25 protein-coding genes and 2 riboswitches are annotated in these 23,957 nt (G+C 44.0%); of the genes, 19 read left to right on the top strand and 6 right to left on the bottom strand.

Features of this window, described 5'->3' with window-relative positions; all coding sequences use genetic code 11:
• Window positions 1-168: 168 nt before the first annotated feature.
• From ACGTN9_RS08865 to ACGTN9_RS08855, 3 genes are all read left to right on the top strand, one after another.
• Window positions 169-1,509 carry an MATE family efflux transporter gene (locus ACGTN9_RS08865; RefSeq protein ID WP_499591986.1) on the top strand — a complete coding sequence of 447 codons (1,341 nt, stop codon included), beginning with the start codon at window positions 169-171 and terminating at the stop codon, window positions 1,507-1,509.
• A 158-nt stretch (window positions 1,510-1,667) separates the two neighbouring features.
• Window positions 1,668-2,405 (top strand): Cof-type HAD-IIB family hydrolase, encoded by a 738-nt coding sequence (locus tag ACGTN9_RS08860; RefSeq protein WP_499591985.1) that lies wholly within the window; start codon window positions 1,668-1,670, stop codon window positions 2,403-2,405.
• A gap of 70 nt (window positions 2,406-2,475) precedes the next feature.
• The gene (locus ACGTN9_RS08855) at window positions 2,476-2,901 is read left to right on the top strand and encodes a universal stress protein (RefSeq protein WP_499591984.1); all 426 of its coding nucleotides are present in this window, start codon (window positions 2,476-2,478) and stop codon (window positions 2,899-2,901) included.
• A 195-nt stretch (window positions 2,902-3,096) separates the two neighbouring features.
• Here ACGTN9_RS08855 and ACGTN9_RS08850 read toward each other — a convergent pair whose 3' ends face one another.
• Window positions 3,097-3,579, bottom strand: coding sequence for a DinB family protein (locus ACGTN9_RS08850; protein WP_499591983.1), 483 nt, complete (start codon window positions 3,577-3,579; stop codon window positions 3,097-3,099).
• Between the two features lie 132 nt (window positions 3,580-3,711).
• Between ACGTN9_RS08850 and ACGTN9_RS08845 the strand changes: the two genes are divergently transcribed.
• Both ACGTN9_RS08845 and ACGTN9_RS08840 read left to right on the top strand, forming a co-directional pair.
• On the top strand, window positions 3,712-4,770 hold the full coding sequence (locus ACGTN9_RS08845) for a C45 family autoproteolytic acyltransferase/hydrolase (RefSeq protein ID WP_499591982.1): 1,059 nt from the start codon (window positions 3,712-3,714) through the stop codon (window positions 4,768-4,770).
• Window positions 4,771-4,916: 146 nt separating this feature from the next.
• A complete protein-coding gene (locus tag ACGTN9_RS08840; RefSeq protein WP_499591981.1) occupies window positions 4,917-6,224 on the top strand; it encodes a lysine N(6)-hydroxylase/L-ornithine N(5)-oxygenase family protein in 1,308 nt (435 codons plus the stop codon).
• A 145-nt stretch (window positions 6,225-6,369) separates the two neighbouring features.
• Here the strand turns inward: ACGTN9_RS08840 and ACGTN9_RS08835 are convergent, their stop codons facing one another.
• Entirely contained in the window at window positions 6,370-7,779 is a 1,410-nt protein-coding gene (locus tag ACGTN9_RS08835; RefSeq protein ID WP_499591980.1) for a Na+/H+ antiporter NhaC family protein, read from the bottom strand.
• A gap of 151 nt (window positions 7,780-7,930) precedes the next feature.
• Window positions 7,931-8,045: riboswitch (SAM riboswitch) on the top strand.
• Between the two features lie 215 nt (window positions 8,046-8,260).
• Here ACGTN9_RS08835 and msrA point away from each other — a divergent pair.
• The 5 genes from msrA (at window position 8,261) to ACGTN9_RS08810 (ending at window position 12,625) form a co-directional block, all read left to right on the top strand.
• Entirely contained in the window at window positions 8,261-8,734 is a 474-nt protein-coding gene (gene msrA / locus ACGTN9_RS08830) for a peptide-methionine (S)-S-oxide reductase MsrA (protein WP_499591979.1), read from the top strand.
• Between the two features lie 74 nt (window positions 8,735-8,808).
• Entirely contained in the window at window positions 8,809-9,507 is a 699-nt protein-coding gene (locus ACGTN9_RS08825; protein WP_499591978.1) for an AIM24 family protein, read from the top strand.
• A 188-nt stretch (window positions 9,508-9,695) separates the two neighbouring features.
• Complete coding sequence (locus tag ACGTN9_RS08820; protein ID WP_499591977.1) at window positions 9,696-10,124, top strand: hypothetical protein; 429 nt, start codon at window positions 9,696-9,698, stop codon at window positions 10,122-10,124.
• Between the two features lie 27 nt (window positions 10,125-10,151).
• Window positions 10,152-11,060, top strand: a complete 909-nt coding sequence (locus ACGTN9_RS08815; RefSeq protein WP_499591976.1) for an HD domain-containing phosphohydrolase — start codon at window positions 10,152-10,154, stop codon at window positions 11,058-11,060.
• Window positions 11,061-11,203: 143 nt separating this feature from the next.
• Window positions 11,204-12,625, top strand: coding sequence for a hypothetical protein (locus tag ACGTN9_RS08810; protein WP_499591975.1), 1,422 nt, complete (start codon window positions 11,204-11,206; stop codon window positions 12,623-12,625).
• 181 nt (window positions 12,626-12,806) lie between these two features.
• On the opposite strand, the gene ACGTN9_RS08805 is transcribed toward ACGTN9_RS08810, so the two are convergent.
• The 3 genes from ACGTN9_RS08805 to ACGTN9_RS08795 all read right to left on the bottom strand — a co-directional run bounded on the left by ACGTN9_RS08805 (window position 12,807) and on the right by ACGTN9_RS08795 (window position 15,239).
• Window positions 12,807-13,202 (bottom strand): hypothetical protein, encoded by a 396-nt coding sequence (locus tag ACGTN9_RS08805; RefSeq protein ID WP_499591974.1) that lies wholly within the window; start codon window positions 13,200-13,202, stop codon window positions 12,807-12,809.
• Between the two features lie 114 nt (window positions 13,203-13,316).
• A complete protein-coding gene (locus ACGTN9_RS08800; protein ID WP_499591973.1) occupies window positions 13,317-14,429 on the bottom strand; it encodes a methionine biosynthesis PLP-dependent protein in 1,113 nt (370 codons plus the stop codon).
• An 80-nt stretch (window positions 14,430-14,509) separates the two neighbouring features.
• Window positions 14,510-14,618, bottom strand: a riboswitch (SAM riboswitch).
• Between the two features lie 108 nt (window positions 14,619-14,726).
• Window positions 14,727-15,239, bottom strand: coding sequence for a DUF3231 family protein (locus tag ACGTN9_RS08795; protein WP_499591972.1), 513 nt, complete (start codon window positions 15,237-15,239; stop codon window positions 14,727-14,729).
• Window positions 15,240-15,385: 146 nt separating this feature from the next.
• On the opposite strand from ACGTN9_RS08795, the gene ACGTN9_RS08790 reads away from it, so the two are divergent.
• Window positions 15,386-15,856: a DUF2188 domain-containing protein gene (locus tag ACGTN9_RS08790; RefSeq protein ID WP_499591971.1), complete on the top strand. Its 471-nt coding sequence runs from the start codon at window positions 15,386-15,388 to the stop codon at window positions 15,854-15,856.
• A gap of 197 nt (window positions 15,857-16,053) precedes the next feature.
• Window positions 16,054-17,097 (top strand): M14 family metallopeptidase, encoded by a 1,044-nt coding sequence (locus tag ACGTN9_RS08785; RefSeq protein WP_499591970.1) that lies wholly within the window; start codon window positions 16,054-16,056, stop codon window positions 17,095-17,097.
• 46 nt (window positions 17,098-17,143) lie between these two features.
• Here ACGTN9_RS08785 and ACGTN9_RS08780 read toward each other — a convergent pair whose 3' ends face one another.
• Window positions 17,144-18,130 carry an acrylyl-CoA reductase family protein gene (locus ACGTN9_RS08780; protein ID WP_499591969.1) on the bottom strand — a complete coding sequence of 329 codons (987 nt, stop codon included), beginning with the start codon at window positions 18,128-18,130 and terminating at the stop codon, window positions 17,144-17,146.
• A gap of 279 nt (window positions 18,131-18,409) precedes the next feature.
• Here ACGTN9_RS08780 and ACGTN9_RS08775 point away from each other — a divergent pair, with 279 nt between their 5' ends.
• From ACGTN9_RS08775 to ACGTN9_RS08745, 7 genes are read left to right on the top strand one after another with little or no spacing between them, the layout of a single operon-like run.
• Window positions 18,410-18,661: a hydrogenase/urease maturation nickel metallochaperone HypA gene (locus tag ACGTN9_RS08775; RefSeq protein WP_499591968.1), complete on the top strand. Its 252-nt coding sequence runs from the start codon at window positions 18,410-18,412 to the stop codon at window positions 18,659-18,661.
• Window positions 18,654-19,337, top strand: a complete 684-nt coding sequence (hypB, locus tag ACGTN9_RS08770; RefSeq protein WP_499591967.1) for a hydrogenase nickel incorporation protein HypB — start codon at window positions 18,654-18,656, stop codon at window positions 19,335-19,337. Before ACGTN9_RS08775 ends, hypB begins: the two co-directional genes overlap by 8 nt.
• Entirely contained in the window at window positions 19,280-21,622 is a 2,343-nt protein-coding gene (hypF, locus tag ACGTN9_RS08765) for a carbamoyltransferase HypF (RefSeq protein WP_499591966.1), read from the top strand. The genes hypB and hypF overlap by 58 nt, the downstream gene beginning before the upstream one ends.
• Window positions 21,603-21,809 (top strand): HypC/HybG/HupF family hydrogenase formation chaperone, encoded by a 207-nt coding sequence (locus tag ACGTN9_RS08760; RefSeq protein ID WP_499591965.1) that lies wholly within the window; start codon window positions 21,603-21,605, stop codon window positions 21,807-21,809. Before hypF ends, ACGTN9_RS08760 begins: the two co-directional genes overlap by 20 nt.
• Window positions 21,806-22,924: a hydrogenase formation protein HypD gene (gene hypD, locus ACGTN9_RS08755; RefSeq protein WP_499591964.1), complete on the top strand. Its 1,119-nt coding sequence runs from the start codon at window positions 21,806-21,808 to the stop codon at window positions 22,922-22,924. Before ACGTN9_RS08760 ends, hypD begins: the two co-directional genes overlap by 4 nt.
• 13 nt (window positions 22,925-22,937) lie before the next feature.
• Window positions 22,938-23,516 (top strand): AIR synthase related protein, encoded by a 579-nt coding sequence (locus ACGTN9_RS08750; RefSeq protein ID WP_499591963.1) that lies wholly within the window; start codon window positions 22,938-22,940, stop codon window positions 23,514-23,516.
• Window positions 23,482-23,937: a HypE family hydrogenase expression/formation protein gene (locus tag ACGTN9_RS08745; RefSeq protein WP_499591962.1), complete on the top strand. Its 456-nt coding sequence runs from the start codon at window positions 23,482-23,484 to the stop codon at window positions 23,935-23,937. Before ACGTN9_RS08750 ends, ACGTN9_RS08745 begins: the two co-directional genes overlap by 35 nt.
• Window positions 23,938-23,957 lie beyond the last annotated feature (20 nt).

The raw sequence follows: 23,957 nt of genomic DNA, 5'->3' as shown, positions 1-23,957 counted from the left end.
CCCCCTTATTTGGAAAGAAAATCATTTGCACATGCTTATCTTCCCGTACCTCCTATTACACTGATCACTGTCACAGCAGTGTTCAACCTTTAAATACCCAACTGGAAAAATTATAAACAGCAATTACTCAGGCATGATGGTAAAGTAATAGTTGAAAGGAAGTTTGTTATGGAAAACCAGCATAATTTTACAAGTGGAAGTATAGGGAGACAGCTGGTTGTCTTTTCTGGTCCGATTCTGTTGACCAATCTGCTGCAGGTATCCTATCAATTCATCGACAGCATGTGGGTCGGAAACCTCCTGGGCGGAAATGCATTAGGCGCCGTTGCTGTTGCTAGTACCGTAATATTTACCATGCTATCATTCATTATAGGGCTTAATAACGCGACGTTAACGGTTTTATCCCAACAGAAGGGGAAGGATGACGCAGAGGGGCTGAAACGATATTTAAATGCTTTTGTGGTGGTTTTATTATTTATATCCACCGTCCTTGGCTTGCTTGGATTTATTCTGGCTGAACGGGTGTTATTGCTGCTTGGAACTCCAGAAGCAATGATACCTGGAGCAAAAGCCTATTTGCAGATCAACTCTATCGGCATTTTTTTCTTAATGGGGTACAACTTCATTGGAACAGTCATGCGAGCAATAGGAGACAGCAAGACCCCGCTCAGGTTTGTCATGGTGGCTGTTATATTGAATGCTATTCTTGACCCCATATTCATTTCTGTGTTCAACCTTGGCATTGACGGCGCGGCTTATGCAACTGTTGTTTCGCAGGGAATATCTTTCCTGTATGGCGTTTACATAGTTCTTAAATACCAATTGGCTCCATTCACTATTCCTGCCATCCCAAATAAACAGGAAGTGGGGGTAATTCTGCAATTAGGGATACCTTCCGGGCTTCAGATGGCTGTAATATCAGCAGGAGTGGCTGCCATAATGAGTGTGGTTACAACCTTTGGAGAGGATGTAGTAGCAGGTTTCAGTGCAGCCCAGCGTTTGGATAGTGTATTGATGCTGCCACCAATGGCTTTGGCTACAGCTGTAAACAGTATGGCCGGACAGAATATCGGGGTGCAAAACTGGGAAAGGGTACATAAAATCGCTCGTTATGGATTGTTATATACGCTGATCATAATGATGGTTGTGGCCCTGGCTTTAGTGTTGTTTGGAGAGTATGGAATCAAATTATTCGTACAGGAAAAAGCTCCTGTTGCGTTCGGTGGTGAATACCTCCGTATCGTAGCCTTCTTTTACCCATTCTTAGGCATAAACTTTATTTTGAATGGCATCGTCCGGGCGTCAGGTGCGATGTACCAGGTACTGGTGCTGAATATCATATCTTTCTGGGTTCTACGATACCCTTTGACCGCGCTATTTTCAGATCTGTTTGGAGAGTCGGGAATTGCGCTAGGTATGGGGGTGAGTTTTATCATCAGCAGTGTGGTAGCCACCCTTTATTATATCTACGGAAAATGGAGCAGTAAGCAGTTATTTGAACAAGGATGAATTCTCTCGAAGAGGGAGATTCATCCTTGTTCTTTTCTACTTCATTCGTATCGTTAAAAAGGATTCTAAGATGAATCCATCCTTCATTATCTGTTATTCTGTAAAAAGTTATGAAGTTATATTAAAATGAGGTCAGCAAATGAGAGGACGTGTTAGCTATGGATATAAAATTAATTGCACTAGATATGGATGGAACCCTTGTTAATAACGAAGGACACGTATCAAAAGAGAATGAACAGGCAATTCAGCGGGCTAAGGAAAAAGGTATTCATGTAGTATTGAGTACTGGCCGGTCGCTGCCGAACTGTCGTGACATTGCTGAAGAACTTGGCCGCTCTTCCTATATTGTCACAGTTAATGGCGGAGAAATTTATGATCACAATTTTAGCTTGGTTGATCGTCAGCCCCTTGATGCCAACCTGGTTAAACGGCTATGGGAACTGAAAGAGCAGCACGATACTATCTTTTGGTCGACCACCTCTGAAGGGATGTTCAATTCAGGACAGCCATTCGATAGAGACATCGAAACATATGAATGGCTTAAATTCGGTTTTGATATTGAAGACGATGAAGTACGACAAGTGATTTTTGACGAATTAGTAAAAAATGAAGCACTGGAAGTTACTAATTCCAGCCTGACGAATATCGAGGTCAATGCTTCAGGTGTCAATAAAGCTGCTGCATTGAGGAAAGTAAGCAAATGGCTCGATCTATCCATGAATCAAATGATGGCGGTAGGTGACAGCTTGAATGATATCGCAATGATTCGCGAGGCAGGTGTAGGGGTAGCGATGGGGAATGCCCAGGATATCGTTAAAGAAGAAGCGGACTGGGTGACATTGTCGAATACTGATCACGGAGTTGCGCATGCAATTGAACGAATTTTGAACGGTTGAGCAGAACGTCCGCTAATAGGTAAAAATATGGTATAATAAAGGTAGATTCCTAGAGAAGGGAAGGGATAGTATGGTCAAGAAATACGTCGTTCCGGTAGACGGTTCAGAGCACTCCCTGCGCGCCCTTGATTATGCAGCTAAACTGGCCAGGGAAAATGGAAATCGTATCCTTCTCGTCAATGTACAACCGTTATTTGACACATATAACACCCATCGTGTGTTTACTAATGAAGAAATTGAAGCCCAGCAGGAAAAAGCTGCTAACGAAGCTATTGCTTTGGCGGATGAACATCTGAAAAGCGTTTCTGTCTCGGTAGAAACGAGAAAGATGGTTGGGAAAATAGCTCCAGCTATTTGTGAAGTAGCGGATGAGGACGACATCGAAGGAGTCATTATGGGATCACGTGGAAGGGGCGCATTGAAAGGTGCGATTCTAGGCAGCATAAGCTACAGCGTGCTTCATTCAGCAAAAGTTCCAGTAACTATTGTGCCATAACTAAACCTTAGAAGCTTTAGCCAGCCCAATTTGAGGGCTGGCTTTTTTAATGCCAGCCATGCTGCGACATGTGGGTGGGGCGCGGGGATAAATTTCAAATTAATACGCGAAATCATTGGATTTTAGGCGTATTCCCTAGCCTAAGCGCAAAACCTATGATTCCATAAAACGCAAAACGCTCTAAAGTGGAAGCCACTATAGAGCGTTTTTCACTTCTTTCATTTGTTCAAGATGACGGAGTTCATGAAAGCCGATGAACTCGACCCACTGCTCTAGATTCATTGTTCCAAAAGCAGGGTGCGGAAGGGCTCTTTTTCGAAGGTGTTCCTGGTCATAGTTTCGGATGAGAAATAATAACGAATCTCTTGTTTTGGCAAGGCTGTCGGTGGCTTCCTCGATAGAGTCGAACTGGCCTTTCGGGCGCAGAGACTCTGGGGCATCCACTTTATGGGAACGATCTACGGTACGTTCAATCGGCTTTTCCCTGACTTCTTGCACTTCTTCTTTGGCTAAAGCCTCTTTTAATTGCTGCGTGACCCAGCCTTCAATCAAGTACAAATGTTCAAGTGTTTCGAGAATCGACCATGTATTTTCATCAGGTTTTGTACGTGCCTCTTCATCGTTTATACCATTAACAAAGTCCAGGACTTCCTGGCGCTTCTCATCTATTTGATACATTGGATTCACCCTTTCGTTTGGAATGAATTACTTCTTCTATCATAAAATAATTGCATTCATTTGAAAAACGATGACGATTACAGGTAGGATTATGACATGACATTACATACTTTGACAAAAAGAGGGATCATCTTGAAGAAAATACATAGTGACATACTGCAATTCAGAGGCACACATTACGATTTTGGCTATAAACAGGGAGAGTTATTACGGGATTCTCTCACGGTGAAAAACCGTGAAAAGCAATGGAAGGTAAGAATACCACGTTTTACGGTCGAAGAAGCCGAAGTAAAAGCGGCCATTACAAAATTCGCTCCGGGAGTCTGGGCTGAACTGGAAGGGCTTCGGGATTCACTTGATTGGCCGATGGAGCGGATTATGAAGGAATTTGGCGGTTATCGCGTTAATTATCAAAAGTCTGGCTGCTCCATTTTGACAGGGACCAATTATTTTGTACGTAATTATGATTACCAGCCGAAAACGTATGAAGGCCGATATGTATTTTTCCAGCCGACGGACCAGGGTTACGCAATTGCAGGCCCTTCTCAGCGGATTACTGGACGTATGGACGGAATGAATGAAAAAGGACTCGTGATGGGATACAATTTTATGCATCGCAAAAAGCCGGGCTTAGGTTTTATCTGTTGTATGATCGGACGCCTCGTGTTAGAGAGCTGTGCTGACGTGGCAGAAGCGATAGCAATGTTAAAGGATATCCCTCATCGTCACTCATTCAGCTATATTGTGTATGACCGAAGTGGAGAGACCTATGTTATCGAGGCTTCTCCACGGGGGGTAGAGGTACGGAAGTCAGCGATATGTACCAACCATTTTGAAATTATGAAGCATGAAAACCGTAACCACCTTGTCGACTCCTATAAGCGGATGAACGCAATGGAGCAGGGCGAGACAGAAAAAGCTTATGACGCTTTCCGATTAATGAATGATACCGATAAAGGTGTTTTTTCAAAGAAATATAAAAGCTGGGCTGGTACCATCCATACGTCCGCTTACTTGCCTCACGATATGATTGCCTGGTTTGCATTGGGTGGAGACCAGGAGCCGGTCGAGTTGGATTTCGGTAAATGGCTGAAAGGCGAAGACATAGCAATGAATCGAATAACGGGAGAAGTCGATACAGACATCCCGTTTGTTCATAGCGAGGAAGGAGCGCACTTCAGTTCAAAATAGAATAGATTAGCCCGAAATGGAGGACTATAAGATTAACTGCTTATGGTCTTCTTTTTTTGATGAAAGAGTGCTTACATAATTATATGGTACGATAGAAGGCAGGTAAGACTAACCGAGAAATTCAACGGACAGGGGAAGTGAAGAATTTGGACACAGATAAACTATACGATATAGTCGGCGTCGGCGTAGGACCGTTCAACTTGAGCCTTGCCGCATTACTGGATGATCAGCCTGAGGTGGATGCGCTTTTTTTCGAGCAGAAAGAAAAATTCGAATGGCATCCAGGAATGTTGATTGAAGGAACGAAGCTGCAAGTACCGTTCCTCGCTGATTTGGTTACGATGGCCGATCCACGCAGCAAGTATACTTTTTTAAACTATATCAATGAACATGAACGTATGTATCAATTTTATTTTTTACAGCGCCTTGATATCCCGCGTCGGGAATATAATGATTATTGCCAGTGGGTAGCCCACCAGCTGGAAAGTTGCCAGTTTGGACATAGGGTAACGAATCTTCGGCATGTAAAAGATAATGAAAGTTACTTTGAAGTGGAAGTGCTGAATCTGGGCACGAATGAAAAAGGTGCTTTCCACACTAAAAATTTGGTGCTAGGAACGGGGAGTGTACCTGCAGTACCATCTTCCTTCCAAGGACTGCCTGAGGAAGATGTTTTTCATACAGCCGACTTCTTGAAACATCAAGACCGCTGCAAACAAGCAAAGTCAGTTACTGTCATTGGTTCCGGTCAGAGTGCTGCGGAAGCATTCCGTGAATTATTAAAAGAACAAAAGGAACACGGCTACAGACTTGACTGGATAACTCGCTCTCCTGGCTTCGATTCGATGGAAGAGTCCAAACTGAGTCTCGAGCATTTTTCTCCGGATTACGTCAATTATTTTTACCAGCTGCCACAGGAAAAGAAGGACGAAATTTTCCCGACCCAGGGACTTTACTATAAAGGGATCAGCAATCATACGGTGACTGACATCTATAATCTGCTATATGAACATTCGGTAGGCCAGGAAGAGTTGAATGTCGGGCTTCAAGTATTGTCAGAAGTAGAGAATATTGAAGCTAAGGGCAATGGGAATGAATATCGAATCAATTGTAAACAGACCGAAACCGGGGAAACTTTCACCCATGACAGTGAAGTGGTAATCACAGCAACAGGGTACAAGCCGCTTGTTCCTGAATTCATTGATAGTCTTAAATCAATCATCGAATGGGACGGGAAGGGACGCTATAAGGTTGAAGGGGATTACCGTTTGAAAACAACAGAAGAAGCGAATGAAATTTATGTTCACAGCGGGATTTCTCATACCCATGGCGTCGGGTCTACCAATCTTGGTCTGGCGATTCATCGAAATAAAGTGATTATCAATCATTTGCTCGATCGTCAAATATATAAGGTTCCGAAGAAAAACGTATTTCAAAATTTCAGTGCACAATAAGAAACGGCCAGTTCTTCTAACTAAGAAGAGCTGGTCGTTTTTGAATGGGAAATTTTTTAAAGTGAACAAAAAATTTGATACAAGACAAAAAAGGTTCATTTTCGAGCGGATTTATTTGCGATCAACATCCAAATAATACGAGCGTTTATATGATAAAGGACAATGCAAAGTATATGGCAGCAGCCACACCGGCAGCAATCAGAGCGGGTTTAAGCTTGAATTTTGCGTATTTTACAGGATTCAACTTCAATATTCCGGCCGTAGTGTTTGTGTCATCGCTTAAAGGAGAAGCAAAAGCCCCGAATGTACCACTTGCGAATACAGCTCCGATAACGATAGGCAGGGAGCTGCCCGCAGTGACGGCAATGGACAAGCCGACTGGCATTAGTATGCCCCATGTCCCCCATGAAGAGCCGATGAAATAGGACAACCCGCACCCTACTACAAATAATACAACGGCGACGTAACCGGGCGGTATCCATTCAAACGATGAAGAAACCGTATCAGCAAACTTCAATTCCTCTGATCCTTTACTCAGCCCCCATACCATGGCAAGAAGGACGATGACCCCCATCATTTCGTTACCTTCATTGATCACCGTCTTCATCATTTGCCTCAGGGGCTGGTTGACGATTTTTAGATAAACCATCAAGAATACTACGGTCAATACTACTGCCAACACCATCGCATCGAGCACGTTGGCATTGATTAACGCCTGAAGCCCTTCTTTATCTTTTTTCAACCCCAACACATACATAAGGAAGAAAGTCAGGAGGATGACGGTGAAAAGAGGCAAGATTAGTGTCCAGGGCCGGTTTGGTAAATCTTTAGCAACAGCAGGGTGGCAGTCTTCCCACTGATCATCATCGTCAGCGGTTTCATTTGTGCCATCTTCCGCGCAGGTTGCTGACTTTTTATTACGATGAAAAAAACTCAGATAAAAGCCGATGATAAGCATAGCGAAAGCGAAGAAATTAAAAGGGATGCTCTGTAAATAAAGCATATAAGGGTCACCTTTTGCACCTGCCTGATGCAGCGACATTTCAATGACCGAGCTCATATAGCCTACAAAAGCAGTAGCTACAGGTATTAGGACTACCAGAGGAGAAGCGGTCGTTTCAATGACGAATCCCAGTTCCTGTTTTGTCATCGGCAGTTTTTTTCTCATAGCTTTCATTACTGGGGCTATCGTTACGATACGAAAGCTGGGTGCGCTGAAAGTGCCGAGAGAGGATAACCATGTGAGCATGAATGCGCCACGTTTGGTATTGACTTTTTCTGTTGCAGCCCGGACGAACCCTTTGATGCCGCCAGCGAATTTGATCAAACCGATCAACGATGAGAAAGCATAAAGAAAGATGATGATTTTTAAATTGTTTTCATCCTGTAAGCCTTGGATGATAAAACCCAAAGAAGTGGTCATCCCGCCAAGCCAGTCAGGCTCTGCCAGATAACCAGCAACCACTACAGCGAATAATAGACTGGGCACAACTTGTTTCGTCCAAATAGCAGCAATGACAACCGCAATAAATGGTATTACCGACAGCCAACCCATATGTACACCTCTTTCCCTTTTCCCTAAACATGCTCCATATAGGTTGTGGAAAAATAAAGTAAAGTATTCGAAAAAAATGGTTTTTATCCCTTTACTTCGGCATAGAATTTATTGTAAGATAAGAATTACAAATTTAAATACTATCGTTAACTTCTTATCCAGAGAGGCGGAGGGACTGGCCCTTTGATGCCCGGCAACCATCGGATCAAACACATGATTCGAACGGTGCCAATTCCTGCAGGATGAATGATCCTGAAAGATGAGAGGACGTATGCATAAACGTACGGATCCCTTTCTTTTGGATAAGAGAGGGATCTTTTTGTACTTTAAGAAAATTTAACTTTAGTTAAAGGATTAAAGTATAAGAAACACTTAGGCTTTCGCCATAAGACTTGGCGTGAAGCCGAGTTTTTCTAAACGTATAAAGCCTCGTCAATCTCTTGCGAAAGAAGTTACGTGAGTGGAAAGGAAGCGATGAGTGATGGCAACGGCAATTTTTGCAGCAGGATGTTTTTGGGGAGTAGAAGCATGGTTTGAAAGAATAAATGGAGTAGAACAGACAAGAGTAGGATACAGCGGTGGCAACGTCGAAAGCCCTTCTTATGAATTAGTGAAAACAGGCAAAACCGGCCATGCAGAATCAGTGAAGGTCGATTTCGATCCTGAAAAAATATCTTATGAGTCGCTTATTGATGCATTTTTTGAATGTCATAATCCGACGACACGTAATCGTCAGGGAGAAGACATCGGTTCTCAATATCGTTCTATTATTTTTTATACTGATGAAACGCAACTGCAGGCAGCGGAGCAAAAGCTGAGCGAATGGAACCAAAAGGGTGTTTTCCGAACGGAAATTGTTACAGAAATTGTAGAAGCAGGACCTTTTTATGAAGCCGAAGAGTACCATCAAAAATACTTACAAAAGAATGGAACTGCTTCTTGCGGAATCGTGTGAGTCAATCACACGATTTTTTTTTGAAACTTTTTATTGCTAAAGGCGTAAGTATTATCCATAGGAGGCGATCGGAAATGAGTAAGTACTCTATCTCATCATTCATCAGGGAAACGAAACAGGATGAATCGGAAAATGAATACTTCGAATTGGAAACACCTCGTTTACTCGAAGTCAATCTTGCCGGAGATGTATGGGCGAAAATGGGGGCGATGATTTCTTATCAGGGAGAAATCAAGTTTGAACGGGAAGGGATTTTGGAGCATGGGGTAGGAAAGATGTTGAAGAAAGCCTTTACCTCAGAAGGCAGTTCCTTGATGAAAGCGAAAGGGAACGGGAGGTTATACCTTGCCGATCAAGGTAAGAAAATTACCATTTTAGACTTGGATAATGAAGCCATCACCGTCAATGGGAATGATTTGCTCGCATTCGAGCCAGGTATCGAGTGGGATATCCAATTGATGAAAAAAGTAGCAGGCATGATGTCTGGCGGCCTTTTCAATATCACTTTGCAGGGAAGTGGGAGAGTTGCAATTACCTCTCACTATGAACCGCTCACGCTGCTTGTTACGCCTGACCAGCCGGTCATCACAGATCCAAATGCAACGGTTGCCTGGTCGGGGCATTTGCAACCGGAATTCCAGACGGATATTACGCTGAAGACGTTTTTGGGGAGAGGCAGCGGCGAATCGATTCAAATGAGATTCGCTGGTGAAGGCTTTGTAATCGTCCAGCCTTTCGAAGAAGTTTATTACTCTAACAATAAAAACAGTTAAGAACCAAACTCTATCGCTGAATTCTACAGGCGATAGAGTATTTTTTGCGGTTTTTGTCATAAATTCGAAGATATTGTTAAGTTTACAAAAAAATTTCCGATATAAAAGCTGATTGGACCCTTTTCAAGGTACCGAGTGACAACTTAGATGACATAAAAGCAAAAACAAATTAACAGGAGGTTTGACAAATGATGAAAAAGTTAGTTGGAATGATGCTTTTATCTATTATTTTGACATTATCCACAGGGGTTAATGTATTCGCTGCAGATTCCGAAGACGAAAAAACGGAAACAGCGTTAAAGCTTGTGGACGCAACCAACAGCCAAATTGAATGGTTGATTGAAAAAGCTCAAGAGGCCGGGGACATGCTTCAAGAGGATTACTTAGCAGATATGGAAACTACCGAAGATAAAGAGGAAGCGGCTACACGCACAGAAAAATATAATCAGGACCTGGATTTACTGATTGATGTGCTGGATCATACAACTCGCACATTGACGCAAAGCACGATTGCCACTGTCGGGAAACTCGGAGTAACTGCGAAGTGTGAATGGGTACTTGTCGATATCGCAGACAGGCAGGTATGGATTGATCCTGTACGAGTAGTAGGTGTATGATTTTACGGTTTGTAAGGAGGAGTGAATGTGGAAGGCATTAAAATAGCAAAAAGCGGCTCATACCTAGATAAATATAAAGTAAGTTCCCATGAACTCAGCCTGTTAGAGCATGGTGATGGAGTAGAAATCATGCTTCAAACCGTATATGAAGATAATATATTTTATATTTATCCAAGCGAAAATAAAGAGGTAATGGAGTTTTTCTATATTTTAAATGGAGAGCTTCAAGGGGAAGTGGAAGGACGTAAGATTAATCTTAAGAAAAATGATTATTTTTCTACTAAAAACCTTTCCTCACCTGTACATTTTACAGCAAAAAAGGATACCAGGTATTTATGGGTGATAACAGAACCTACATTTAAAAATGTAAGTGATTATATAAAGAAGCTGAAAGATATCGTCTATACAGTAGAAAGAAAAGATCGATATACTTACATGCATAGTAAAAGGGTCGCTCATTATACAGTAAAAGTAGCTCAAAAGCTTAATTTGAATAAACAGCAATTAGAATATGCACATTTAGCAGCTGAACTGCATGATGTAGGAAAAATAAATATTCCTAAGGAAATTCTGAATAAGCCTGGTAAACTTACTACGAAAGAATTTGACCTCATTAAAAAGCATCCAGGTGAAGGCGCGGATATGGTGGAGAAGACCTATTATAAAGATCTCGCGCCTATCATCATACAGCATCATGAACGCCTGGATGGTTCCGGGTACCCGTTTGGTCTGACTGGGGAAGAGATTAGTCTTGAAGCAAAGATCATCGCTGTCTGTGATACATTTGATGCGATGACGGAAGATCGTACGTATCGCAAAGCTTTCACAGCAGAATACGCGATAGAAGAAATTAAAAGTCTTGTAGGAATTCATTACGAGGCTGAAATTGTATCGGTATTTGAAGAGGTATTGAAAGAAGAAGGTAAATTATTTTAAAAGAAGGCATCCCGTAATCCGGGATGTCTTTTTATTGGCCGAATGGATTATTTAGCGGAAAGGTCAAAGAGCACACACGCTTATAGGCGTATGCACATATGATACTCCAAACTCGGGTTATGGACTCGAAAGGAGACATCAAGATGGTATTGACTGCAGCTCATTGGGTTTATGCAATTGTGACGCTTGCTGTCATTCTTACCATGATATTCAGAAAGGGAGTTGTGCTACCGACATTACTCGGTACTTTTCTGGTCGCATGGGTGTACAATGGCAGTCTTGTCAGTGGATTCACGTCTGTATTTAATGCAAACTTGACCGCTGCAAAAGAGTTATTCAGTATTTTCCTTATCATTACATTCATGGTAGCTTTACTGCATGCATTAAAAGATTTAGGTGCCGATCGTCAAATGATCGCCCCCATACAAAAAGTGATGACTAATGGCCATATTGCCTTCGTCATGCTTATTATCGTTACTTTTGTCATCTCGTTGTTTTTCTGGCCGACACCGGCTGTACCTTTGATATGTGCACTTCTTGTGCCAGCAGCTGTGAGGGCGGGACTTCCAGTGATGGGAGCGGCGATGATTGTCGCTTTATCCGGCCAGGGTATGGCATTGTCTTCTGACTATGTCATCCAGGTGGCTCCAATGCTAAGTGCTAAATCAGCTGGCATTGAAACAACGGCAGTCGCTGATAAAGCATTGCTACTTTCAGTTATTACGGGAGCCGTTGCGATCGGTATCGCATATATGATGATTCGCAAACAAATACGTAAGCCGAATGATCCACAAAATGAAAAGGAATTGAAAACCCTTCCAGGTGGCGGTACAAAAGCAGCTGCTGCTACTAGCTTAAACTCCCGTTGGGGAAAAATATTTGCTATAGTGGTGCCGCTTTCTATGCTGCTTGTTATGTTATATATGGCTTATACGAAATTCAGCGGTGGCAGGATGGGCGGTTTTGAAGGAGGAGATGGTGCTGCTTTCATAGGTGGAGTGGCCGTATTATTGCTATCTTTCGCCACTCTTGCTTTTGGAAAAGGGAAAGCGCTGGATCGTATTTCCGAGCATATTACTGAAGGTTTCGTTTTTGCCTTCAAGGCGATGGGACCTGTGATTCCAATAGCAGGCTTTTTCTTCCTCGGAAGCGGAGATTTTGCTGGAAGCATTATGTCACTAGGAGAAGAGGCTAGTCCGGCATTTTTGTTCGATCTTGTCCAGGCAGGGCAAAATGTGATTCCTGAAAATATGGTACTTTCCGCTTTCGGGATTTTGATTATTGGTATGATCACCGGGCTTGATGGGTCTGGTTTTTCAGGGCTTCCTTTGACAGGCGCGTTATCCGGGGCGCTTGCTTCAGGCAATGTCGATCCTGCTACACTGGCAGCAATCGGCCAGATGGGTTCGATTTGGGTTGGTGGAGGTACCTTGATTGCATGGTCTTCCCTGGTAGCTGTAGCCGGTTTCTGCGGCATTTCAGTAATGGAACTGGTCCGCAAAAATTTCTTCCCGGTAATTATGGGATTGATCATATCAACCACCCTTGCCTTGTTCATCTGGTGAATTAATATAAAAAAGAACAGCATTTCGTTGCTGTTCTTTTTTTATCGTTTAGTAGTGTTCAGTGTTCATGAACATATATGTAAGACATAATACTATTATATTGGACATAGAAAACTCCCCGTATGGTGAAACATCTGTCAACCATAACAGGGAGCATCTCAGAAAAGCAGGCGGATATAGACTAAAAGCCGCCTTCCCCTGGTGAGAATGGGACGCCCAATCTGTTCTCGACTGTCCGCAGCCGTTGATTCAAACGGTTTAGTCTTCTAGTGTGCTGCTCCACAGTTCGCTGTAATTGATTGATTTCATTGTTGAGACGGTTAATTTCTCTCGCTTGCCTATTGTTTTCTCGATCCAACCTGTTGATTTCTCTTCCTTGCTGTTCATTTTGCCTCTCCAGAGCAGTTACCCGTCTTTCCAATTGAGGCGGTTGTCGATCCTGGCCGTAATAGTTGTCAAAGTGCTCATATCCATCATATTGGGGGAAATGGTTTATTGGCTGAAATTCAAAACCGTACCCCATCGTCTCTTCCATATTCAGCGGCATGTGGCTCTGTGGTAGATAGTAAGGATTCATGCTGATCGTCTCCCTTAACTAGGTATTCTAACAATTCCGTATAGCCTATGTAGGCTTTTGACGGTATGGCACGACAGATGCCCAGAATTGGTATAAAGGACGAGCCGCTGAAAATCAGGCTCGCTGGTGGGAAGCCTCTAACGCCTCTTGTAAATCTTGTAAAAGATCCTCGATATTTTCAATACCTACAGACATACGAAGCAGCCGGTTACAGACTCCGTAACTGCTGCGAACTTCTTCTGGAATATCATAATGAGTCTGGGTAGCTGGATACGTGATGAACGTCTCTGTACCGCCCAGGCTTTCCGCGAATGTGATAAGCTTCAATTGCTCGAGAAGATGGGGGACAGCATTTTCATCTTCCACGCGAAATGAAACCATACCTCCCTGACCGGGATAAAGGACATCACGGATAAAAGCACTGCGTTCAAGAAATTCGACCATTCGTTTAGCGTTTTCCTCGTGTTGACGCATACGCAGCCCTAGAGTTTTAAGACCTCTCATCAATAACCAGCTGTCAAAAGGAGATAACACCGCTCCGGAAGAATTTTGCTCCAGGCGTAGCTCCTCTAAATATTTCTCACTTTTAGCAACGACAAGTCCTGCCAGGACATCATTATGACCTCCTAAATACTTGGTACCACTGTGAACGACAATATCTGCTCCTTGTTCAAGAGGCCTCTGCAAATAGGGGGTGTAAAACGTATTGTCCACAATCAAAATAATTCCATTTCGTTCAGCTATCTGAGCAAGTGATTCAATATTAACCTGGGTCATCAATGGATTGGTTGGTGTTTCGATAAATAGTCCTTTGGTGCGGGCAGTAATAGCTTGTTCAAAATCGGCTGGGTCCGAGCTATTTACATAACGGAATTGCAAGCCGAATTTTTTAAAATGGGTTTCAAAAATACGATAAGAGCCTCCGTAAACATCTTTTGTAACAATGAATTCATCTCCCGGCTCAAAAATTGAAAAAGTAGCCTGGATTGCGGCCATTCCTGAGCTGAAAGCAAGACCTCCAGACCCGTTTTCTAAATCAGCGATAGCCTGTTCTAATAAGTCCCTGGTAGGGTTGCCGGTTCGCGAATAATCGTACCCGGTTGATTTTCCGATGCCCTCATGGCGATAAGCAGTAGAAAAATATACGGGAGGATTCACCGCTCCAGTCGTAGTTTCGCTTCGGTTTCCTGTTTGTGCTAATGTCGTATCAAGATGATAAGTGCCCATGATTCCGTCTCCTTTATCGTAAAATAAAAAAATCAGCTCTCAAGAAGAAGAGCTGATTTTATCCGTAAATTAGCCACTTCTTCTTATTTTTCAAACGGCTTAGCCGCTCGCTGGATGTAGCACCTCACCGAAATCGGCAGGTTGCTGAAGCTTCGTCGGTCCAGTTCCCTCAGCTTCTCTTCATAAGAATAGTGAATATTCAATTGATTTAATTTCCAACATACAGGAATTTTGAATATTATGCAATCATTTTTTGAAAAAAATAGGCAGACCGCATAAGTGGTCTGCCTTTGCCGGTTAAACTGGTTCTGGTACTTTAGTGTGCATCGGTGGTGTTACTAACCAGCCTTTTTCTTTATTAAGTCGAAGTGCTTTTGCAGCTGCCTGAGCTTTGTTCATGTGGAACTGTCCAAACATCATAGCAATATCTTCCCGCGTGCACTGTCCGATAACGGTACTGCAAGCAACCAATCCGGCTGATAAATCGGCGGAGACTTGCGCGCTGATTTCAGGGTCATTGAATCGTGCACCGACTGGGATATCTTCAAGAGTTGCGTTCGAACGTTCAGGAGCCGATGGAGGCAGTGCTATTCCATTGGTTTTTAAAATTTCTTCAATACTTTCTGATTCATGCTTGATACCTTCGATCAGTTCCTCCAGCAACTTCATCAATTCTTTATCACCAGTATGGTTCATAAACGTTTGGTAACGTGTGTAATTACCTTTTGCTACTGTCAAATAGGACCACATTCCGAATACTTCCCCGTAGTGAAGAGGCTGTTCTTTGGGGTCACCAGTTAAAATACCCATTGGAAACACTCCTTTTTAATTTTGTGGTACACATGTAGTATTCATACGTTGTAATAAACGTATACCTTCCTAAAACAGGCAGGAGATGTTTATAAATGCCACTAATGCGGAACATAATAAACAAATATTACGTGGAGGTGAGCGCAATGCCTTGGGATAAGAATGATTATCCAAGCTCATTAAAAAACTTGAACACTGCTGTGAGGAATAAAGCAATTGAAATTGCGAATGCTATGGTAGATGAAGGTTATGATGAGAACCGTGCGATTCCTATTGCTACCAGTCAGGCGAAAGAATGGTATGATAATGCTTCCAATAAAGAAATCAATGAAATGAAGGACGCCGACGATAAAGAGTTGAAGGATCGTGACGAAGAAGATAAACAATATGACAACCGTCCTGAATTATTGGATCGCGGTGAGCATGTTGTCGCACATGATGACGGTTGGGCTGTCCAGGCGAAAGGCGCTAAAAAGCCGGACCAGGTATTCGATAATAAAGATGAAGCGATCAAGCGCGCTAAAGAAATTGCTGAAAATAAAGGAACAAAAGCAGTCATCCATAAGAAAAACGGTGACGTCCAGAACGAACACAATTACGAGAATAGCAATAACTAATGCAAGCAGACCTTCACATGAGGGTCTGTTTTTTATTGAATAGTATTTATGGGAGTTGCATGTAAAACGCATAGGTCCAAGGCATCCTTTTGTTAGGGCGATGTTCCTGACTTTAGTTTTTTTGACAGGATTCCTCGAAAACCGTCTAGAAAGCTCAAAAGGAACCCCGAGAAAAATGACGAAAGGATGGATGGATCTTGAAAAGAAAAGCATTGAATATCGCATTATCTGGAGTATTGCTAAGTTCTGGAGTGGTGTTAGGAACAGGTGTAAACTCTGTAAGTGCCGATGGACCGAACTACAATGGTAATGAAACGATTCAGAATGAACGGTTGCATTCCTATAGCGAAATGGCGAAGCTGCTTGAAAGGGTCGATCAACAGTCCGAAAATCTGACATTAGAAGTGTATGGCCAGTCCGTAAAAGATAGAGACTTGTATCTTGCGAAATTTGGGGAAAATGAAGAAAATCCAACGATTTTGTTTTTGACCCAGCAGCATGGAAACGAAGCATTGACTACGGAAGCTGCTTTGAAAATGATAAAATACTTAAGCACGAACAGTAAGGGAGTCCAGGATATCCTTGCGAATGTCAACGTGTTGATAGCTCCACGGCTGAATGTCGACGGGGCAGAAGGTGATGTCAACTTCTCACTCGATGATTATGTCGCCGGTACACATACCCGCTACAACGCAAATGGTGTCGATCTGAACCGTGATCATGTCGACCGTAAGCAGCCGGAAACGAAAGCCTTGCATGAAAATGTCCTGCAAAAATACAGCCCAGACTACATGATCGACCTTCATCATCAAGGAACACAGGTGACTAAAGGTGAAGATGGGCCACTAGTTTCTGGCTCCATTCTTTATCCAACCAATGAAACAGTCGATTCTGAAGTTTTGGAAGGCTCCAAGAAACTTGGTGCAGTTGTCTATGATGCAGTAGAATCGAAAGGATATGGTACATTATCCAAGTATCCTGGCGGAAGTGCCAATACCATCAGTCGTAATGGGCTGGCGAATGAGTATGGTATTTCCACATTATTATTTGAAATGCGTGGGATGGCCGATCATTATCGTGAAGACTATGTATTAGGCCAAAAAAGCAATGGCTACCTGATTCAGCAGGGTGTAGTAACGATGAAAGCAACATTGAAAGCGATCGCTGATGGTTCGATTGAAGATGCTGATACATCTTTCTGGGATACGTTAACACAAAGCTATTATCATGGAGAAGAATAATTACAAAGAGCGCCTGCATTAATTGCAGGCGCTCTGATTTTATTGGTTACAGCTTCACGATATTTCTTCCACGGGCTTTTCCTTCCAAGAGAGTATTTATCGTTTCCGGCAACTCTTCTAAGGTTACTTCATTTTTCATTTGCTCAAATAGTCCTTCTGGCTTCAAATCAGTCGCCATACGGTTCCAGATTTGCCTGCGTATCGTCATCGGACACTGGACGGAATCAACGCCAAGCAGGCTGACCCCTCGTAAGATGAATGGGAAGACAGTAGTCGGTACGTCCGTACCTGCTGTCAGACCACTGACAGCAACTGCACCGCTGTATTGGAGCTTGCTTAAGATAGCAGCCAGGTTATTGCCTCCGGTGGCATCTACCGCTCCGGCCCAAAGCTGTTTGTCCAATGGCTTGATTTTGCCATCATAGACAGCTTCTCTGGACACGACCTCTTTTGCCCCTAGTTCTTTCAAATAACTATGTTCGCTTTCTTTACCGGTACTGGCCACTACGCTATAACCGAGTTTCGCTAGCATCGCTATAGCCATACTGCCAACCCCGCCGGTCGCACCAGTTACAATTATAGCACCATCCTCCGGCCTGATTCCCGCTTCCTCCAGCCGGTGGACGGATAACGCAGCCGTGAACCCTGCTGTGCCATAGATCATCGATTCCTCAAGCGTCAGCCCTTCTGGCAGTTCAACAATCCATTCTGATGGGATGCGGGCGTATTCACTGTAACCGCCATCCTTGGCGACTCCGATGTCATAACTGGTTGCAATCACTTTGTCACCTTCACGGAATTGCTCTGAATGAGATTCGACTACCTCGCCGGCAAGGTCGATTCCTGGCGTCAACGGATATTTCTGTGCAATTTTACTATTTTTTACACTAGCCATAGCATCCTTATAGTTGACGCTGGAATAATGAACTTTGATTATTACGTCGCCTTCAGATAAATCCTCCAGTTCCAGTTCTTCTATTCCTGATGAAAATTCCTCTTCTTGCTGGTTGACTCGAAAAGCTTTAAATGTCATTTACAACTCCCCTTTCCTTATCTATCAGTCTAGCATTTGTTTACCCTGCTTACAGTTCTCGCACACTGCACCTTAAGTAGGATTTAATCCAGGGGCACTAACCTCGACTGCTATTCAAAGAATAGATTTACGTTCTCGGCGTCCGCAAACCGGAATGTTCATTCCAGAAGTTTAGAAGCCAGTAAATGTGCTGGCTTTTTTTATTTGCACAAATGCGTACAAGTGATATTAAGTCTCTAGTTTACATACGATGTACTATGACTGAAATAGGTGAGCGCAATGCATGAAGTTAGTCTGATCTATGAAGTGTTATTACATGTGGAACAAGCATCAAGACAGGAAGGAATGGATAAGGTTACCACGATTAAATTAACGATTGGGAACCAGATGATGGTCATGCCTGAAGCACTGCAGTTTGCCTTTGATACGTTGCAGAGGGAACCGGCAGATGAAGCAGAGCTGAAATGGGAGACTGTCGAAGGAAATGATTTTTATATCGATTATATTGAAGGAGAGGACGCAAGTGACTAAACATATCCCCATGAAACAGGATGTACTTCAAACCAATAAGACATATGCAGAGCAGAATCGTACCCGTTTTTATGATGAAAATGTCTTCACTATTAATTTAATCAGCAGCCCAGGTTCAGGGAAAACCGCTGTGCTGGAAAAAACAATCGATAATTTGAAAACGACCATGAACATCGGCGTGATTGAAGGGGATGTGGCAACTGACTTAGATGCGGCACGTATTGCGAAACACAACGTAAAAGCGGTGCAGATCAATACGCACGGAGCCTGCCACCTGGATGCCAAAATGATAGCAGGGGTGCTTTCGCGTTTTCCATTGCAAGAGATTGATCTGATGGTGATCGAGAATGTCGGCAACCTTGTCTGTCCAGCAGCTTTCGATTTAGGCGAGCATGTGAATGTCGCGCTGCTAAGCACCACGGAAGGTGTCGATAAGGTTGTTAAATACCCGGCTGTGTTCGAAAATGCTGATGTCATTCTTCTGAATAAAATAGATTTACTGCCCTATGTAAGGTTTGATTTGAAGCAATTCAGAGATGAAGTCCACCAGCTCAATCCAGATGCCCCGATTTTTGAATTATCGGCACACAATGGAGAAGGGATCGGGAGGTGGACCAAGTGGCTAAAGGAAAGCTGGGTGGCGCAAACACAGGTAAAAGACTTCGACTGGACGTGACAGGTGTTGTTCAGGGGGTAGGTTTTCGGCCATACATTTATCGGCTGGCTGAGAAGAATCACCTGACTGGGTTTGTCCTTAACAATGCTGGAAAAGTATCCATTGAAGTGGAAGGAAGAAAAGGAGACATTGATGCTTTCTATCATGCTTTGAAAACAGAGACAGCTCCGCCGGCCCGGATCGATGCTCTCAAAGGTACCGTGCTGGTTCCTTCGGGAGAGGGAAATTTCTCAATCAAGCAAAGTGAAAAGAATGATAAAGCTGCCACCGCTTTTCCGGCTGACCTGGCTGTTTGTGAGGAATGTCTCGCAGAAATCTATGATGAGACAAGCCGTTATTATCAGTATCCTTTTACCAGCTGTACGTACTGCGGTCCAAGGTATACGGTGATCGAGGAACTTCCCTATGACCGGAAAACTACCTCAATGAGCACGTTTGAATTATGTGAAGATTGCCAGCAAGAATATGAAGACCCGAATAACAGGCGTTTTCATGCCCAGACAATCGCTTGTCCTGTCTGTGGGCCGCAGGTGAAGTTTCTTAATGAAAATGGAAAAGAGGAGGCAGTCAATTGGCTGCGGGGAGCTGCAGGTATCTTGGGCAATAGTGGCACTCTTGCAGTGAAAGGAATCGGCGGTTTTCATTTGATGTGCAATGCGTTGAGCCAACAAGCTATTGAACGTTTGCGAATACGGAAGAATCGTCCGAGTAAGCCGCTTGCTTTAATGGCTGCGGACATCAATGTAATCGAACAGTATTTTAATCTCGATGAAACGGAACGAAAAGCATTGCAATCCCCTCAGGCTCCCATCGTCTTGCTTACTCCTAAACAAAAAGCGAAAGATGTCCTGCCTTTGGATGCCATTGCCCCTGGCTTGTACAGAATCGGTGTGATGATGGCTTATACCCCGCTCCACCACTTGCTATTCACCCAAGGTCCTGAGTTGATGATAGCTACGAGTGGCAACAAGAGCGGCTTGCCAATTGCCAAAACAAATGATGAGGCACTGACCCAGTTGAAGGGGGTTGTGGAAGGCTTTTTGATACATGACCGTGCTATTGTCACCCGTATTGATGATTCGGTTGGACAAAGCATGAACGGGCATTTTTGTCTTATCAGAAGAGCGAGAGGGTTCGTCCCTGACTCGCTCTCCATTCCAATAAGTGGGGAAGCCCCTGCTGTTCTGGGTGCAGGGGCGGAAATGAAGAACACTTTTTGCGTTTTAGACAAGGATAAAGCACTGCTTAGTCAGCACATCGGAGACATCGATAGTTTGGAAAGCCTGGCAAGCTATCAGGAGCGGCTGGATCATGTACTGCACCTGGCGGAAACAAGTCCGGAAGTGATTGCTTACGATCCTCATCCTGCTTATATGATTTCAAAGGAGATAACCGCTGGACTGGAAAATCCCTTACCTGTCTATCATCATCATGCCCATATGGCTGCTTGCATGGCTGAACACCAGCTGAACACTTCAGTCATTGGTTGCATTCTTGATGGAACTGGATACGGAACAGACGGCACGATGTGGGGATTTGAAATACTAACCGGAGACTATAGCAATTTCGAGCGCAAAGTCCACCTGCAACCCGTTAGGCTTCCAGGTGGGGAAGCAGCAATCCGTCATCCATGGATGATGGCAGTTTCACTGATTTACGAAGCTGTAGAGGATAAAGGAATTGCGAGTAAAGCTGCAGCTTCACTTTTTCCGGAATATGAGGTCTCTCTTGTAGCTGCTCATCTGAAGAGGAGTCAGGGAATCCGGGTGAGCAGCGCGGGAAGATTGTTTGACGCGGTAGCTGCGATGCTTGGTTTATGTAAGAAAAGTTCGTATGAAGGGGAAGCCGCTATTCTGTTGAGTGAAATGATGGAGAAGCAATCCTTAGAACCCGAGACTTCAGACCACTATGCGTTTACGATCGCTCAAGGAGAATGGAAGATTGACGGAATGATCCAGGGAATTCTGGCAGATATCCATCACGGCATAGAAAAAAAGACGATTGCAGCAAAGTTTCATCATACGATTGCTGAAATGGTTAGTGCTGGCGTTTTTATCGCTTCAGGGGAAATGAGTAAACTTCCGGTTGTACTAAGTGGCGGAGTGTGGCACAACCGATATCTCGTAAAAGTTACGAAGCGCCTGCTTGAACAGCAGGGATATTCCGTATTCACTCATCGGCAGGTGCCAGCAGGAGATGGCAACATCGCTTTGGGACAAGCGGCTGTAGCAAAATGGAGGTGTAGCAAAAATAATGTGTCTATCGATGCCAGCAAGGGTTGTTGAAATTGGGGAGGAAAAATGTACTGCTATTGTTGATTATTTAGGAAGCAGGATCATGGTGGGCGTGGAATTACTTGAGGTAGTGGAAACCGGACAGTATGTGCTGGTACATGCAGGAGAAGCAATCCAGGTCATTGACGAAGAACAGGCCATACAATCATTAGATTTATGGAAGGAGCTGTTGGAATGAACCTGTTGGCTTATCGTAACGGTCCATTGTTTATGCGGCTTTTCCGCAAGGCGGCACCTCTGTTGAAAGAACAACACGAACGCGTGGGGAGAAAGCTCAATTTTATGGAAGTGTGTGGTACTCATACGGTCGCTTTTTCAAAAACCGGAGTCAGAGATCTGCTGGCTCCTTATGTCAATCTGATCAGCGGCCCCGGTTGCCCTGTCTGTGTTACAGATCAAAGCGATATTGATCAAATGATTGCCTATGCGAAATGTGAGGACGTCATCGTAACGACTTTCGGAGATATGATGAAGGTGCCGGGGACAAAGTCGAACTTATACCAGGAACGGGCGAATGGGGCGGATATCCGCATCGTACATGCTCCGTCACAAGCATTGGAAATCGCAAAAGAAAATCCTGGTAAACGGGTCGTTTTTTTAGGGGTAGGATTCGAAACGACTGCCCCCAGTATCGCACTGACGTTGAAAAAAGCCAAAGAACAGAAAGTAGATAACTATTATGTCTATGCTGCCCATAAGCTGACACCTCCTGCTGTGGAATCTCTGCTTCAAGATAGTGACCACAAAATTGACGGCTTTGTGCTGCCTGGTCACGTGTCTGTAATTATTGGCCGTGATGGCTGGCGAGGGCTGGAAAAGTACAATGTTCCGGCTGTCATCAGTGGATTCGAACCGATTGATTTATTGACATCGGTCGTATTATTGCTGAAGGAAATGGAGAAGCCGGTGCGCGTCATCCAAAATAATTATCAACGGAATGTCAGGGAATTCGGAAATGAACGGGCTAAGCATTTACTTGGTGAAGTGTTTGAAGTCCATTCTCCCTCCTGGCGGGGGTTTGGCAAGCTTCCGGAAAGTGGGCTGACCATCCATTCTGATTATGAAGAGTTTGATGCCAGGAAAAACATTCTCACTGTCAAGCCGAAGTCGAGGGTCGTGAAAGGGTGCCGTTGCGGAGAAATTGTGAAAGGGAAAGAGGGGCCGTTTGATTGCAAGCTGTTCGCCACTGCCTGTACGCCGGACAACCCTCTAGGACCATGCATGGTATCGTCCGAGGGCACCTGCTCGACCTACTATCAATATGAACGGCAAAAGCATTCGTTGTCCAAATGAAGGAGCGGTTATGATGAAGAAAATTTTATTGTCTCACGGTGATGGTGGGAGCCAGACGCACCAGTTGATAAGTGAAGTTTTTCAAGCTGCATTCGGTGATGCTGAACTGGAACAAGAACATGATGCGGCAGTTCTGCCATTTCAGAGCGGCGATTTGGTGGTCAGCACGGATTCATTTGTTATCAATCCGGTAGAATTCCCAGGCGGGGATATCGGGAAGCTTGCAGTGACCGGTACCATCAATGATCTGGCTGTCAGTGGTGCCCGGCCTGCTTACATGTCTGTTGGATTTATATTAGAAGAAGGACTGGAAATGAAGCTGTTAAAGAAAATTGTCCAGTCGTTTGCTGCGACAGCAAAGGAAGCGGGAATCCGGATTGTAACAGGCGATACCAAAGTAGTGGAAAGAGGTAAGTGCGATCAGCTGTATATCAATACCACAGGCATCGGGTATCGCGAGCAGGGCGTCCAACTGGCTTATCATCATATTCAGCCGGGAGATCGAGTAATTATAAATGGGGATAGGCGAACATGCCGCAGCCGTATTAGGAGAACGGATGGGAATTCCTTTTACAGCACCGATTACGAGTGACTGCCAGCTGCTTCATGCGGTGATAAAAAAGATTATGGAGGAATTTAAAACGGTACGTTTCATGCGTGATCCGACGAGAGGAGGAATAGCAACAACCTTAAAAGAAATCGCCTTGAAAACAACCCTGAATATTGTACTTGAAGAAGAGCGGATACCGGTCAAGCCAGAGGTGAGGGGCACGCTGGAATTGATGGGACTGGATGCAGCCTACATGGCGAATGAGGGAAAAGTGCTGCTGATTGCAGGTCCGCAAGAAGCGGAAGCACTTGTCCAATTTTTGCAGGATATCCAGGGGCATGAAATGGCTGCAGCGATAGGGGAAGTGACAGAGGGCAGCGGTCAGGTGCTATTGAAAACGGAGTTTGGAGGTACACGCGTATTAGATATGTTGTCCGGAGAACCTTTGCCCCGGATTTGTTAACACAAGGAGAAGGAGTGGTT

Origin of the sequence: Halobacillus sp. B23F22_5 (genome assembly GCF_043497085.1) — a bacterium.
Lineage (GTDB): Bacteria > Bacillota > Bacilli > Bacillales > Halobacillaceae > Thalassobacillus.
This window is presented reverse-complemented; position numbering and strand designations above follow the sequence as displayed.